General features: G+C 50.3%; 11 protein-coding genes. 5 read left to right on the forward strand and 6 right to left on the reverse strand.

All coding sequences use genetic code 11. The annotated features are described in order from the left end of the window. Nucleotides 1–4: 4 nt before the first annotated feature. The 3 genes from JHJ32_RS02800 (at nt 5) to JHJ32_RS02810 (ending at nt 5325) form a co-directional block, all read left to right on the forward strand. Complete coding sequence (locus JHJ32_RS02800) at nt 5–1012, forward strand: glutathione synthase (RefSeq protein WP_200119742.1); 1008 nt, start codon at nt 5–7, stop codon at nt 1010–1012. A gap of 32 nt (nt 1013–1044) precedes the next feature. Then, nucleotides 1045–2514, forward strand: coding sequence for a cardiolipin synthase (gene cls, locus JHJ32_RS02805; RefSeq protein WP_200119744.1), 1470 nt, complete (start codon nt 1045–1047; stop codon nt 2512–2514). Nucleotides 2515–2598: 84 nt separating this feature from the next. Then, nucleotides 2599–5325, forward strand: coding sequence for a carboxypeptidase-like regulatory domain-containing protein (locus tag JHJ32_RS02810; RefSeq protein WP_200119746.1), 2727 nt, complete (start codon nt 2599–2601; stop codon nt 5323–5325). A 26-nt stretch (nt 5326–5351) separates the two neighbouring features. Here the strand turns inward: JHJ32_RS02810 and JHJ32_RS02815 are convergent, their stop codons facing one another. After that, complete coding sequence (locus JHJ32_RS02815; protein ID WP_079716983.1) at nt 5352–6332, reverse strand: YihY/virulence factor BrkB family protein; 981 nt, start codon at nt 6330–6332, stop codon at nt 5352–5354. A 230-nt stretch (nt 6333–6562) separates the two neighbouring features. Beyond that, the gene (locus JHJ32_RS02820; protein WP_200119748.1) at nt 6563–8323 is read right to left on the reverse strand and encodes a long-chain fatty acid--CoA ligase; all 1761 of its coding nucleotides are present in this window, start codon (nt 8321–8323) and stop codon (nt 6563–6565) included. Nucleotides 8324–8489: 166 nt separating this feature from the next. Between JHJ32_RS02820 and JHJ32_RS02825 the strand changes: the two genes are divergently transcribed. Then, entirely contained in the window at nt 8490–8984 is a 495-nt protein-coding gene (locus JHJ32_RS02825; RefSeq protein WP_233632450.1) for a hypothetical protein, read from the forward strand. A gap of 14 nt (nt 8985–8998) precedes the next feature. On the opposite strand, the gene JHJ32_RS02830 is transcribed toward JHJ32_RS02825, so the two are convergent. The 4 genes from JHJ32_RS02830 to ubiE are packed head-to-tail and all read right to left on the reverse strand — an operon-like array spanning nt 8999 to nt 13183. Then, nucleotides 8999–10798 (reverse strand): M61 family metallopeptidase, encoded by a 1800-nt coding sequence (locus JHJ32_RS02830; RefSeq protein WP_233632451.1) that lies wholly within the window; start codon nt 10796–10798, stop codon nt 8999–9001. Nucleotides 10799–10851: 53 nt separating this feature from the next. Further along, on the reverse strand, nt 10852–11628 hold the full coding sequence (locus JHJ32_RS02835) for an SDR family NAD(P)-dependent oxidoreductase (RefSeq protein WP_200119749.1): 777 nt from the start codon (nt 11626–11628) through the stop codon (nt 10852–10854). A gap of 38 nt (nt 11629–11666) precedes the next feature. Further along, nucleotides 11667–12449, reverse strand: a complete 783-nt coding sequence (locus JHJ32_RS02840; RefSeq protein ID WP_200119750.1) for an outer membrane beta-barrel protein — start codon at nt 12447–12449, stop codon at nt 11667–11669. Further along, nucleotides 12446–13183 carry a bifunctional demethylmenaquinone methyltransferase/2-methoxy-6-polyprenyl-1,4-benzoquinol methylase UbiE gene (ubiE, locus tag JHJ32_RS02845; protein ID WP_079716900.1) on the reverse strand — a complete coding sequence of 246 codons (738 nt, stop codon included), beginning with the start codon at nt 13181–13183 and terminating at the stop codon, nt 12446–12448. Before ubiE ends, JHJ32_RS02840 begins: the two co-directional genes overlap by 4 nt. 499 nt (nt 13184–13682) lie before the next feature. Here ubiE and dnaB point away from each other — a divergent pair, with 499 nt between their 5' ends. Beyond that, entirely contained in the window at nt 13683–15263 is a 1581-nt protein-coding gene (gene dnaB, locus JHJ32_RS02850) for a replicative DNA helicase (RefSeq protein ID WP_079716899.1), read from the forward strand. The last annotated feature ends 61 nt before the right edge of the window (nt 15264–15324 follow it).

The following is a 15324-nucleotide window of genomic DNA, read 5'->3' on the forward strand; positions in this document are numbered from 1 at the left end:
CTATATGACCATTCTATTTGTCGTCAATCAGGTACGTAAAGAGTCGCCGGGCTATACCACTACGGCACTGGCACTTGAGGCCCATCGTAGGGGCCATACGGTCTACTACGTAGGCATCGGAGATTTAGTTTATCTTTCTGACGGGCGTGTGGGCGCGCACTGCCGCAAGGCGCCGAACCGTGAGTTTCGGTCGTTGCGTACCTTTCTGGAAGCATTGATCGAGGAGGATAAGCAATTGACGAGCTCGTCAGAATGGGATGTCATGTGGTTACGCAATGACCCGGCTGCAGACATGGAAAAGCGGCCGTGGGCACAGGATGCCGGCGTATTATTTGGTCAGCTGGCCAGCAAGCAGGGGGTCTTGGTGCTTAATCATCCGGATGGGCTGGTGAAGGCATCCAACAAAATTTACCTGCAGTACTTTCCCGAATCTGTGCGGCCGCAAACGGTCGTTACACGCAACATGGATGACGTGGAGGCATTTTACCGCGCCCAAAATCACCGGATCATCCTGAAACCGCTGAAAGGATCCGGCGGAAAGAACGTCTTCCTGTTGGACAAGAAGGATGACAAGAACCGTAAGCAGATTGTCGAAGCTATCTGCCGGGACGGCTTTGCCATCGCGCAGGAATACCTGCCTGCGGCAAAGAAGGGGGATACCCGGCTATTTTTGATGGACGGAAGGCCCTTGATGAAGGCAGATAAAGTGGCCGCGATTCAACGTATACAACAGGCGGGCGAAATCCGCAGCAATATACACCAGGGCGCCCGGGCAAAAGGGGCAACCATGACCAAGGGCATGAAGACGATTATCGAAGCCGTGGGACCGCTGTTGAGGGAAGACGGTATGTTTTTGGTGGGGTTGGATATTGTTGGTGATAAACTAATGGAAATCAATGTGTTCAGTCCGGGAGGGCTTATTCATGCCAGCGAATTCCATCAGGTGGATTTCATGGAAGAAGTCATCATTGCAGTTGAGCAAAAAGTAGCGAATCTCAAGGGGAATCCGTAAGTTTGGTCTGGCATTCGCTTGTTGGGCCGTTTATGACGCAAACGCTTCATCAGATAGGGACTTTCATTTATCAGTGGTATTGGTTGCCGCTCCTTTTGGTATACCTCGCCATTATGGTGACCATCCTGATTGAAAACCGTAATCCATCAAAAACCATTGCATGGATTATGGTGATTGTTTTCTTGCCGGTCATCGGTATCGCAATTTATTATTTTTTCGGGCAGAAGTTTAAGAAAGTCCAAACGTTCAGAAGCCAGAATCAGGAAAGGCATATCCGGTTGTTAAGGGTTTGGGATAGACTGAATCCCATCATGGACGACAATATCCAAACGCTGAAACAAGCTATCGGCCCGCTTAGCCGGGTGTTTACTTTTCTGAAAAACCAACGAATTGCGCCGCCATCGTTGTACAATCAGGTGGCCCTGCTGGTCAATGGGGAGCAGAAATTTCCTGAACTTATCGATGCGATCCGCAAAGCGCAGCATCACATTCACCTGGAATATTATATTTTTGATTGCGATGATATCGGGAATGCTATTCTATCCCTGCTTGAGCAAAAGGCATCGGCGGGCGTCATCGTGCGGATGGTGGTGGATGCTTTCGGATCGCCGAAGCTCCGCCGGCGGCAGAAGCGCTTTGCCGAAATGGGGATCCAATTTGTCCCGTTTATGCCGGTCGGCTTTGCTTCCTTGGCCGATAGCAATTACCGGAACCATCGTAAAATAGCCATCATGGATGGCCATACGGCATTCGTAGGCGGTATCAACATCAGTGACCGGTATATCAATAACGGTAAACATACCTTGTTTTGGCGGGATACCGCCGTGAAGATTCAGGGCGAGGCGGTAAACATGTTGCAGACCCAGTTTTGGATGAATTGGCACCTGGCCGGTGGGGAGGCGTTCCGTCTTCGCGACGGGTATTTTCATACAGCGCCGATACGCCCGTTTGGCCGGGCCGCAGTGACCTTTGCGTTCAGCGACCCGGGTTCGGTGGGGCCATTCAATATGGAGGCCATGTTGATCGGGATAGCGGAGGCGGAAGTATCCATCCAGCTGTGCACGCCTTATTTTATACCGAGTGACGAGCTGAGCACCGCCCTGAAATTGGCCGCAGCCTCGGGGGTGAAGGTTGAGCTGATGTTGCCGAGTCAGTCGGATACGTTTATCGTGCAGCATGCATCGTTTTCCTTCCTGAAACCGTTGCTGGAACGGGGAGTATCCGTATACCTCTATGAAAAGGGATTGCTGCATGCCAAAACCATCTGTATTGATGGTAAGCTTGCTTACGTCGGTACCGTAAACCTTGATATACGTAGCTTCTATATCAATTTTGAGGTGAGTGCCATCGTGAGCGATGACGTGCTGTGCCAGCAGTTGCAAGCTCAATTTGAGGCGGATAAATTGGATAGCACCTGCATCACCATAGGTGATTGGCGCAAACGCCCGCGTTGGAAGCGCGGCCTCGATTCGGTATGCCGGTTATTGGCTCCCTTGCTTTGACAAATGTTAAAATTATGCTATCGTTTGGCAGAAGCAACCGAAAAAAGATATCTTAGCCGCTGATTGATTCTAAACAGGATGGGAATGAACCGTATCATTAAATTGTTTTTTATTTCGCTTTTTATCTACAGTAACACCATACCCGTATTCGCCCAGCAAGATAGTCTCAGCATCAATACCGTTGTCGAGAAAACCCAGAAGTTGCTCGAAGGGTATCCGATAGAAAAGGTGCATGTCCATTTCGATAAGCCTTATTACGCAGTAGGGGACACCGTATGGTTCAAAACCTACCTTGCCAGCAACATGTACAACTACGACCTCAGCAAAGTGGTGTATCTTGAGGTCATGAACGGAAAGGACTCCTTGATGCAAACCTTGCGCATTCCACTGAAGGATAATGCAGGGGACGGCCACCTGGTGCTGGATCAGGAATGGTATACGCAGGGCAATTACCGATTCAGGGCCTATACGAAATGGATGGTGAACTTTGACCCGGCTTACTTCTTCAATAAAATTGTGCCGATAGGCGACGTGCTGAACAACAACCTGCATCATACCGTCACCTTCAACGACGTCAGCAAAGGCAAAAATGCCCGTGCCCAAGCCGTTATCCAGTTTAAGGACCGGGAAGGTAAACCCTTGGGCAACCGGAAACTTACATGGGCCGCTGTATCGGGATGGGAGCCGATTGACAATGGTAAAGGACAGACCGATGCAGTCGGCAACGTTATCATCAATATCAACGGGAAGGATAGGGAGCTGCTGAGAAAAAGTAACCTGCATGTCTCTGTCGAATCGGGGGGCAGCGCTGCCCCGATGATTGGTTCGTTTCCCCTGCAGGCCGCATTGTGGGATGCCGACGTGCAGTTTTTTCCGGAAGGTGGCGATTTTATTGCGGGATTGGCAAAGAAAGTAGCGTTCAAAGCCATTGGAAGTGACGGGCGGGGACTCGCTGTGAAAGGAACAATCGTAGACCAGAACGGCGTGGAACAGGCATCCATCGCCGATATCCATAAAGGGATGGGCGTTTTTACCATGATCCCGGAAGCGGGAAACGCGTATACGGCCAACCTGACGTTTGAAAATGGCGAAACACGCAGCTACCCGTTGCCCGCAGTGGTTGACCAGGGAATCAACGTGACGGTGCTGAAGTCGGATACTGCCCAATTGCAGCTTGCTCTCGTTGCCAACGATCGTTTTTTTGCGGCCAATAAGGGAAAAGTCTTTTACTTGATTGCCCAGGCCAACGGCATTCTTTGCTATGCGGCTCAGGCTGCGCTGCGCAACGATGCCATACTGGTGAACCTGCCTAAAGAGCGCTTCCCGACCGGTGTTGCCCAGCTCACCCTCTTCACGTCATCCGGCAGGCCGGTGAGTGAACGATTGGTGTTTGTCGAAAACATCAAACCGCTGGATATTGCCATCAGCAGTGACCAAAAAGAGTATTCGGCCAAACAGCCGGTCAAGCTGGTTTTAACTGTAAGCAACAACGATACGGTTACCGCAGGTAGTTATTCGGTGGCGGTGGTCGACGAAACGAAAGTGCCTTATGACGAAAATAAGGAAACCACCATACTCAGCAACCTGTTGCTTACGTCCGATCTTAAGGGCTACGTAGAGGAACCCAATTTTTATTTCAATCAGCCGGATGAGCGTAAACGTGAAGCGCTGGATGCCCTGCTATTGACGCAAGGGTACCGCCGGTTTTCATACAACGATGTCTTGGCAGATAATTATCCGCAAGTACATTTTCTGCCCGAACAGGGCATCGAGCTATCCGGCGTATTGCGGCTCAACAACGGAAAGCCGGTGGCTAATGGCGGATTGTTGCTCTCCATCCCCGATATCAGTTTCCGTAAAGATACGTATACCGATGAAAACGGACGGTTCGTTTTCAGGGATTTGGTATTTACCGATTCATCACGTGTAACCATCAATGCGCGCGGTAATGATGATTACCGGAATATGGTTATCAATGTTGATCCAACGCAATTTCCGGCCATCGATACGACAGCCTATCGTACAAACGATGCATTGAACATCGACAACATGCTGACGGCCTATCTCGATAACAGCCGCAATGAGTACCGGACGTCGATCTTACTGGAAGAAGTAGAGGTGACGGCCTCTGCACGCCCTGCTTTTTCGCACAAGGAGTATCCCGCTATCTCAGGGCTCGGCATGGCGGACCATCAGATTAGTGCAGACCGGCTCAAAGGTTGCAACAACCTGTTGATGTGCTTGCAGACGGCACTTACCGGAATTACCTATGACTCACAACGCCAGCTATTCTACATCACCCGCGATTACAATGCCGGAGGCCGTATACCGGTGCAGTTTTTTGTGAATGGTATGGCGATGGATGTTCCGGCGCTGAACGGGATCATGCCCTCGGAGGTCGAAGGGATTGAAATCTTCCTGCGGGATGAGCTGGGAACGGTAAGCCGGATGTACCAGAACAACGGGGTGGTATCCATCTACACGACCAAAAAGCAGGAAAAGGGCCCCCGGATGTCACTTAGTCAAATCGAAAGCTTACTGCCTAAAAGCAACATCATCGACCTTACACCGCTTGGTTATGTCAAAGAACGGAAATTCTATGCACCGAAGTATGATACCCCCGAACGGCGCGCCGTCAACGATATCCGCTCAACGGTTTACTGGAATCCGGACGTGGTAACGGGCGAGGATGGGCGAGCTCAGCTCGACTTCTATAATGCAGATGGTAAAGGAAGCTATCGCGTGGTTGTGGAGGGAGTCGATTCTTTGGGTAACATTGGGCGGGCAATCTACCGCTATACGGTGAAGTGACCGGGCATGCGGGTTGCAGAAGTGTATCATCCTTCCGGATCGGTCGGCACTTGGGGAGGCGCTATTGGTTCGTCTTCGACCTCTTCTTCTTTCAATACGACCTTCACGGCGTAGGAAGATGGCCATACCCCTTTGCCGTATCGCAGCGCATATACCTTGGTGAACTCAGCGCCGAAATAAAGAATAGCCGCCGAATAGTATATCCAGAGCAACAAGATGATGATTGCTCCGGCCGCGCCGTAAGCTGATGCAGGCGCACTGTACTGCATATATAGGGCAATAAGATACCGGCCAAGCATAAAAAGCGCAGCAGTGAAGATAGCCCCCCCGACGGCATCGCGAAAACGCATGCGGGCATCAGGCAAAAACCGGAAAATAAAGGCGAACAGTGCCGTAATAACCAGAAAGGTAAGTCCAATGTTGACCCATTCGACGACGTAAACGGAAATGTCCGGCAGGTATTGGGTGATCTGCGAACTGAGCGCCAAAATAATGCCGTTTGCGATTAACGATACTATCAACAGGAAACCGAGGCCGAGCACCATGGAAAAGGAGATGGCACGGTTAAGCAGCATCTTGAGCCAACCCTTTTTGGGTTTGGGCCGGACCCCCCATATCCGGTTGAGCGAATCTTGTATCTCCACGAAGATGGTCGTAGACCCGATGATGAGCGTGCCTATACCGATGGCTATGCCAATGCCCGACTTATTGGATAAATTGATGTTTTGGATGATCTGCTGGATTTGAGCGGCGGTTTCCGGCCCGAATATACTGGCAAATTCCTCAAACACTTCAGTCCGTGCGTCCTGCTCACCCGATAGTACTTCGCCATATAAAAAACCGACCAACCAGATGACAATAAGCAGCAGCGGCGCTATCGAAAAGATGGTGTAATAGGCTAAGGATGCGCTCATCTTCATGGCGCTGTCTTTGGAAAATTCGGAAAAGGTGTTGCCGAGCAAGCCGAAGATTTCCTTGTAAAATGATTTTTTAAACAATTTCATCATGCAATCCTGAATACTTCCAATAACAACAAAACGGCACCTATTGATTTGCAACAAAGCGAATGTACGCTTTTTGTTGCAAATGCTATTGTTTCGGGGAGCGCGGCAACGTTCAGGTTTCACGCCATTTATGATGTTTCCGGCGGTAAGCTTTTTGACTGGAACGCTTGCCCCGCTCACGCTCCTAGGCCAAAAAGCTTACCGCCGGAAACCAACGGAAAGTTGGTACACCATTATTCCTGATAGATGGCCGTGATCTCCTTTTCGTAATGCTGCAGAATCACTTTTCGTTTCAGGCTCAGTTTTGGCGTCAGTTCGCCAGCTTGAATGGTCCACTCGGTTGCCAGCAAGGCAAACTTTTTTACCTTCTCCCATTGGCCGAAGCCTCGGTTCAGCCGATCGATTTCTCGCTGGTATTTGTCGATGACCTCCGGCTTTTTGACTACTTCTTCCCTCGAATCGAAGGGAATACCCTTGATGTCGCACCAGTTTTTGAGTACATCGAATGCCGGGACAATGAGCGCCGCCGGAAATTTATGGTTTTCGCCGATAACCATCACCTGCGCGATGAACGTCGATTCCATGTATTTGTTTTCGAGTGCTTGGGGAGCCACATATTTTCCCCCGGCAGTTTTGAACATTTCCTTTTTACGGTCGGTGATTCGTAGAAAACCATCGGCGTCCAGTTCGCCGATATCGCCCGTATGGAAATAGCCTTCGGAATCAATGGCTTCGGCGGTGGCACCGTCATTTTTGTAATACCCCGTAAAAATGCTGGGGCCTTTGCATAATATTTCGCCGTCGGGCGCGATCTTGACATCCACATGCTGGAGTACCTTGCCTACTGTTCCGAATTTGACGCCGTCTTCTTCCAAATTGTTTACGGCAATGACAGGCGATGTCTCGGTGAGACCGTAACCTTCAAGTACGGGTATGCCTGCAGCCCAAAATACCCGCGCCAACCGTGGTTGAAGGGCGGCTCCTCCTGATACGATGAGCTTGATGTTGCCACCGAGTGCGGCCTGCCATTTGCTGAACACCAACTTGCGGGCGATGGCCAACTTGAAATTAAACCAGGCACTGTTTTGACCTGGTTCCTTATTGGCGAGCCCTGTCTGGAGTGCCCAAAAGAACAGCTGTTTTTTTATTCCGCTAAGTTCCTTTCCTTTGGATACAATGCGATCATATACTTTCTCCAGCACCCTGGGTACCGTGGTGAACCCGTCTGGCTTGACTTCATTGATGTCTGCCACAATGGTGTCCAGGCTTTCCGCATAATGGATTTCAATACCTTTTGCAAAGTATAAATAGACGACCATACGCTCGAAAATATGACAGAGCGGGAGAAAACTAAGCGCTTTTTTGAAGTAGTCGGGAAGCAGGTGATAACAGTCATAGACATTCGTCAGCACGTTTTTATGTGAAAGACACACACCTTTTGGCTTGCCCGTGGTACCTGATGTATAAAGGAGGGTAAGCAGGTCTTCGCCATCGACTGCATCGCGGTAAATGGTGAGATCGACGTCGTGTTGTTCGCCGGCTTCGACCAGGCGTTGCCACGAAGGCACGCCCGCTACAGGGTCAAAGGCGTAGGTGGGGATTTCCAGGCTGTTGGTTTGCAAAGCGGCCTTTATTTTGCTGTAAAGCTCACTGTTGCTGACGATAATCATTTTTACATCGGCGTCATTGATGATGAACGACAGGTCCTGATCGGACAATGTCGGGTACAGCGGTACCGTGGCAGCGCCAAGCTGATTGATAGCGAAATCACAGAAATTCCATTCGGGCCGATTGGCCGACATCAGCGCAATTTTGTCTCCTTTGCCAATCCCTTTGGCCAGCAACCCTTTGCTCAGGTTGTTTACGATAGCCACAAATTCGTTTGTCGCATAGTTTGTCCACTTGCCGTGTGCTTTTCCGGCAACCATTACTGGCTTGGCGAAGTGCGTCTCGTAGTGTGTCAGAATGTCAAAAATACGCGTTGGAGAAGCCATAAATTTGTTCTATTGGTTTATAATACTTCCTATGCAGTACCGCAGTAGTGCATCTAAAGTTAACAAAAAATTGGTAAAACTGTTGCCTTTAATAAATATCGGCTAAACATCCAGGCGGCTGCTCCGGCCGACGGGAAGTTGGCATTTGTTTTGTGCGGATAGCGGCATGGAAAGAAAACGGACAACCTTATTCCTGGTCATCATCACCCTCATGATCGCCGGCCAGCAGTCCTTGGCGCAAGAAGATATCACATACCAGCGAGCCATCGGCGGACGATTTGGGGTGGCGAACGGAATCACTTACAAACATTTTCTAACCGATAGCTACGCGATAGACGGTATCGTCAATTTTCAGGGAAATCGCAGCTTTACCATTTTCAAACTGCTGGGCTTATTCGAAGTTCACCAGCCGCTGACCGTTGCCGACATCACCGGACTGCAATGGTATTATGGTTTCGGTGGCGGCTTGGGCAGCTACCGCTATAAAGATACCGATGAAAGCGGAATGGCCTGGAGTTTCGATGGGGTTATCGGCCTGGATTATAAGCTATCCACAGCGCCCATCAACCTGTCGCTGGATTGGAAACCGACCATGGAGCTGACACCCGAAACGGGTGTGCGGTTTGACGGTATTGGCCTGTCTGTACGGTTTTCGTTTTGATGTTCAGCCGCCAATCATTCCAACGAAAGCCAGATTTTTCCTAAACGTGCTTGCTCAGGCGTAGCGTTTTGCAGTGGAACAATGCTGAACGCACCTTTCGTATCTCTTCCAAGCACGACGTTGAGTTCGCGTATTTTTCCGTCTCTGGCAACCATGATGTTGAGCGTATCGCCGATGGCTGCTGTTTGCATGACGCGGTTTAATTCCCTGCCGTTGACGTCCAGACGTTCGCCATTGATGGCGATGAGCTCATCCCGCACATTAATGCCGCCGTTCCATGCGCCGGTGCCACGGCTCACGCCGGTGACGATAATGCGGCCGTCACTTGCCGTGGTTGTCATGCCCAAATCCGGCAATTCCCGGCCTTTGTTGTAGTCAACCAATTCGTATCCGACGGCATTGAGATAGTGGTTATAGTCTAATGGCTCTACGGTGTGTGCCGCATGGAACAGCTCGTCAACCGATACGCCGGTGACCCGTTCAATTAATGCTTGGAACTCGTGCTCTTCAAAACCACGTTTTTTCTTGACGTAAAATTCTTCATATGCCGCTTTCAATACATCATCCAAGCGCTGCTGTCCCTGCGTGGCCGCCAGAATCTTCAAATCGAGCATCATGGCTAGCAACGCACCTTTGTTGTAATAAGAAACACTGGTGTTTGCCGAATTTTCATCGGGGCGGTAATATTTGATCCAGGCGTCGAAGCTCGCTAATGCCACTGGCTGAAGGCGATTGCCGGCACGGTTTTCTACGGTATTGACGTCGTTGGCCAACGCCTGTAAGTAGCTGCTCTCATTTAGAAAGCCGCAACGGCGGAGCAGGAGGTTGTCGAAATAGGCCGTAAAGCCTTCCATAATCCACAAGGCGGTGGTGTAATTCTCTGCATCGTAGTTGAACGGGCCAAGCTCGATGGGACGGAGCCTTTTGACATGCCAGAGGTGAAAGTACTCGTGGGCCACAAGCCCTAAAAAGCTTAGATAGGAGCGCTCGTTTTGGTAGCCATTACGGCTTGCCCCCAGCACCGTTGAATTGAGGTGCTCAAGCCCGCCGCCGCCAGACTGGTAATTGTGTACAATGAAAACGTAGCGTTTGTTGGGATTCACGCCGAATATGCGGGTGGCTTCTTCCACAATCTTAGCGCCGTCTTTTTTCAGCCGTTCGCGATCGTAGTTTCCGCCGCCGACCATCGCGATTTCATGAAGCACCCCTGCGGCCTCAAAGGTAAAAACGTCCTGGTTCCCGATTTCGATAGGCGAATCGAACAAGATATCAAAATCAGCCGCATGGTAGGTATTGGGACGGCCACTTACCGGTTCCAGGCCGGTGGAAATTTTGCTCCATGACGGATGCGGGATAATCGTGACGTCCACGGGATGGTTAATCATCCCATCTACATACATAAAGGTAGCGGCGGGCGACAAAAATGCATGGGCATCGTCAATAAAGTTGGTCCGTACAGATACTTCGAAGCCGTAGACGCGATAGTTGACCACCACCTGGCTGCGTTTGTCGGAAGAAATGCGCCAGGTGTTTTTGTTAATTTTGGTGACGGGCAGCTGGGCGCCGTTTTCATCGCAGGCCTCAAAGCTTTCCACATTTTTCGAATATTCACGGACCAAGTAAGAACCCGGCGTCCATACCGGCATTTTCACATCGACGTAATCCTTGCGGATATCCGAAATTTCCATCTTGATTTCGGCATAGTGAGCTTGGGGTTCGCTGAAGGAGACTTCAAAGTGAATGCGCGGTGCGGCGAATGTCGAGGTAATAACGGTAGTCATAAGGAGGCAAAGCTTGGTGCAGAGTTGTTTCATGGTCACGTAATTTGGGAGTGCAAAGTTAGCTAAAATGGCTATGGCATGCAATTTCATTTTCGCTGGCTGTCTTCTCTCACTATCGTGGTGGCGTTGGCCTGTGCGGTAGGCATAATAAGCATATCGTTGATGTTGACATGGTCGGGCCTGGACGCGGCAAACCATACCGCCTCGGCAATGTCGTTGGCTATGAGGGGCGCTACATTTTGGTATACGGCGGCAGCACGCTCGCTGTCGCCTTTGAAGCGTACCGTCGAAAACTCGGTCTCGACCATGCCCGGATGGATGGCCGTCACTTTTATATGTTGATGGAGCAGGTCGATGCGCATTCCTTTCGTGAGGGCGTCCACGGCATGTTTGGTGGCACAGTATACGTTGCCATTGGGATAGACTTCCTTGCCGGCTATGGATCCGATGTTGATGATGTGCCCCCGCTGCCGTGCCGCCATGATGGGAGCCACCGCCCGGGTGACGTAGAGTAACCCTTTGATATTGGTATCAATCATGCGATCCCAGTCGCCCACATCGCCTTCGTGGATGGGATCAAGACCCTGGCTCAAGCCGGCATTGTTGACCAGTACATCCACTTGCTGCCATGCGCCAGGTAAGTTGCTGAACGAAGTAAATACGTCTTCAGCGTTGCGGACGTCGAGCGCGAGCAAATGGGTGTCGATGCCGTACGTCTCCATTAAACGCGCAGCGAGTTTTTCCAAGCGGTTGATGCGGCGCGCGGCGAGCAGCAGATCGTAACCTTCTCTGGCGAATACTTCTGCACAGGCCTCGCCGATGCCTGCGCTCGCTCCGGTGATGAATACTATTTTGTTGGGCATGGTGATAACTAATTAATCGTTATGCATGATGTTTCAACTTATTCAAAAAACAAACTTAACTGAAAATTCCTTAACATCAGTCGTTGTATGGGATGGTTGTACATGTTGGCCTCCCTGGCATCCAGCAGGTTGCCAATACTCTGTACCCACTTGACCTCCGGCGACATCTTGAAGAAATCGAAATAAATATCAAACCCGATGCCAGCCTCATAAGAGAAATAGCCCGGTTTCGTTTTCAACAATTTTTCAAGCGGTACCGAACTGGCGTCGTCATAACGTTTGCTGGATACGACATTGATGGAGTATTTGCCGCCGCCAATGAGGTAACCGCGGTAATTGCCCTTTCGGTCCGACTTGAATTTGATCAAAAATGGTAAGTCAATGTAGGATGCCCGGACCAGGGTAGCGAGCTCCCTGTCGTGGTCGTCGCTGAGTGGACTGGCAAAAGGGGTGTACCGATAGTTTACCGTCTTATTGGAGAACGCCAGCGTGGGCGTAAACCGCAGGTTTAAATTTTCAGTGAGCTTTAAATCGGCCAATAATCCGAGTCCGACGCCACCTTGCGCAGGGCTATGCACGCTATAGAGCGAATCTGCTCTGAAGCCGATTGCGTCTTCTGTATATGGCGCCTGCCAGTTTTCCTTCAGGGCAATTTTATAATGTGCACCGATATAATGGAAGCTGAAACCAAAATGAATGGTTTCGTCATCTACACCGCCTCCCCATCGTTGGAAGCGCTGCTGGCCCAGGGATGGAGGGTGTATAAGCATCAGCAGCAGTGCCGTGATGTAAACGGTACATATTGCCGATTTAGGCTTCATTTGGTGCCGATATATATGGTACAGATGCCAAACGTTTGCGGCCGGCATGCCGTCTCGCTGAAGCCGACGCGCGATAGGATATCGGTAAAGTCTTTTCCATCCGGAAACTGCGCGACGGATTCGGGGAGATAGGTGTAAGCGCGGCTGTCTTTGGAAAACACCTTCCCGATAAAGGGCAATACCCGATGGGAATAAAAGCCGTAGAGTTGCTTAATGGGAAATTTCTTTGGTTTTGAAAACTCCAGGATGACGGCTTTTCCGCCTGGCTTAAGTACGCGGCAAATATCTGCCAAGCCTTTTTCCAGGTTTTCAAAGTTGCGCACGCCGAAGGCCACCGTCACCGCATCGAACGTGTGCTGCGGGAAGGGAAGGTTTTCGGAATCGCCCAATAATACTTCAAATTGGCCTTCAAGGCCTTTTTTGGCGATCTTGTCTTTGGCAACATCCAACATGCCTCGGGAGATATCAACCCCGATCACCTTGGCGGGCTTTAGTGTCTTAATAGCTTCCAGCGCGAAGTCACCGGTACCCGTGGCCACATCCAGCAATTGCTGCGGTTGGATGGTTTGCAATGCGCGGATAGCTTTTTTCCGCCAAATGACATCGATGCCGAACGATAAAAAGTGGTTCAGGAAATCGTAGGTGGGTGAAATGTTGTCAAACATGTCCGCTACCTGCTGCTTTTTATCCGTTTCGCTGTCTTTATAGGGTTTTACTGTTTCGGATGTCGTCATGATACGCAAAGATAGGATTTTAGTCGGAAGTCCGAAGCTGAATGGCTAAAGGTATTCTTATGCTTGCCGTACCAGGCCTACGGATCCATGCCGCTGCCATGCGGCCCGTTGGGTAGCGGCTATGGATTTTTGTACTGGATATTGATAATCAACTGGTATCGTGCATGATGTGTTTTGACGCAAAATGAATTCCGTTTTTTATCTGTATGTTTGCGGTAATTCACAATTTGGAAAGTTGTTAACATTATTGTAAGGTGTTGTTAATCAATGCTTGTTGTGTTTTTTTAACATTTTTTGCACATATCGTGTTAACAAGGTATATTGCTAATTATGCTTGTTTCAAGGCAAAACGTTTTGGAGAAATTAGTTGTTAAATGGCTGTTCAGAACTTATGGAATCGTGAGCGGCAAAAATCCATACATTTGCTCTGCTGGTTTACAGAAACGGCAACCAGTGACGGACCGCGTAATCAATGCTACCACTTAAAGAGATATAATTTATGACGAATGAGAATGAATATGCCTCCAACAAAACCGGCACGTCTTCACGGGGCACGTTTGCCGAACGGCGTACGCGGTTGAATAACCTGGTAAGTGGACTTGGAAAACTTCCTCCCCAAGCTGTGGATTTGGAAGAGGCCGTACTGGGGGCATTGATGCTGGAGAAAAATGCGCTGAGTGAGGTCATCGATATTCTCAAACCGGAAACTTTCTATGTGGAGGCCCATCAAAAGATTTTTGAGGCCATCTACAATCTTTTCCAGAAAACCTCTCCGATAGACCTGCTGACCGTCACAGCCGAGCTCCGGAAAATGGGGGCCTTGGAATTGGTCGGCGGGGCTTATTATATTACCCAGCTTACGGATCGGGTAGTTTCTGCCGCCAATATTGAATATCATGCCCGCATCATTTCCCAGAAGTATATCCAACGCGAGCTCATTAAAGTGTCTACAGAAATCATCAATAATGCGTATGAAGACACGACGGATATTTTCGACCTGTTGGATCATGCTGAGAAAAGCTTATTTGATATAGCGCAGAATAACCTGAGACGGGACACGCGTAAGATGGATGACATCATGCGGGAGGCTGTGGAGTCGCTGGAAATATTAAGAGACCGTACCGACGGCCTTACTGGCGTGCCCTCTGGCTTTACCGAGCTGGACCGGATGACTTCCGGATGGCAGCCGTCAGACCTGGTGATTGTGGCCGCCCGTCCGGCCATGGGTAAGACGGCCTTTGTGTTGAGCTGTGCGCGCAACGCAGCGGTTGATCACAGCAAACCCGTGGTGGTATTCTCACTGGAAATGTCTTCGGTGCAATTGGTGAACCGCCTCATTGCGGGCGAAACGGAAATTGAACAGGAGAAGCTGCGGAAGGGCAATCTAGCTGACCACGAATGGACGCAGTTGCACTCGCGTATCGGGCGGCTCACGCAAGCGCCTTTACTCATCGACGACACACCGGCACTTAACATCTTTGAATTCAGGGCCAAATGCCGCAGGCTCAAGGCCCAGTATGATATACAGATGGTTATTGTCGATTACCTGCAGCTCATGCACGGCAAGAACGACGGCAAGGGGGGCAACCGCGAGCAGGAAATCGGTAGCATTTCCCGATCCCTGAAATCTGTCGCAAAAGAGCTGAATATACCGGTCATTGCGCTTTCGCAACTTAGCCGGGCCGTGGAAAGCCGCCCGGGGGGCAGTAAGCGCCCGATGCTTTCTGACCTGCGTGAATCCGGCTCCATCGAGCAGGACGCCGATATGGTGCTTTTCCTTTACCGGCCGGAATACTATGGCCTCACCGAAGATGAGGCTGGGCGACCGACGGCCGGGGTGGGGGAGGTCATCATTGCCAAACACCGGAATGGCGAAACCGGTACGGTCCAACTGCGATTCATCGGCAAATATGTCAAATTTGCGGACTTGGAAGACGAATTTGCTTTTGGTGGCGAAGCGGGATTCGCTGATTCAAATTCGTTTTCTTCCGGTATGGCACCGTCCTCTTCCTTCGACCAGCCGGGGAGCATTATCCGGCAGTCGCGGATGAATGACATGAGCGATGATTCGCCTTTTTAAGCCATAGCGCTCAGCGGTAGGCGGTTGTGCATGACAAACCTTAGATCGTGGGCAATCATCA

The sequence above is a fragment of the Parapedobacter sp. ISTM3 genome, assembly GCF_016533505.1.
In the GTDB taxonomy this organism is placed as follows: domain Bacteria; phylum Bacteroidota; class Bacteroidia; order Sphingobacteriales; family Sphingobacteriaceae; genus Parapedobacter; species Parapedobacter luteus.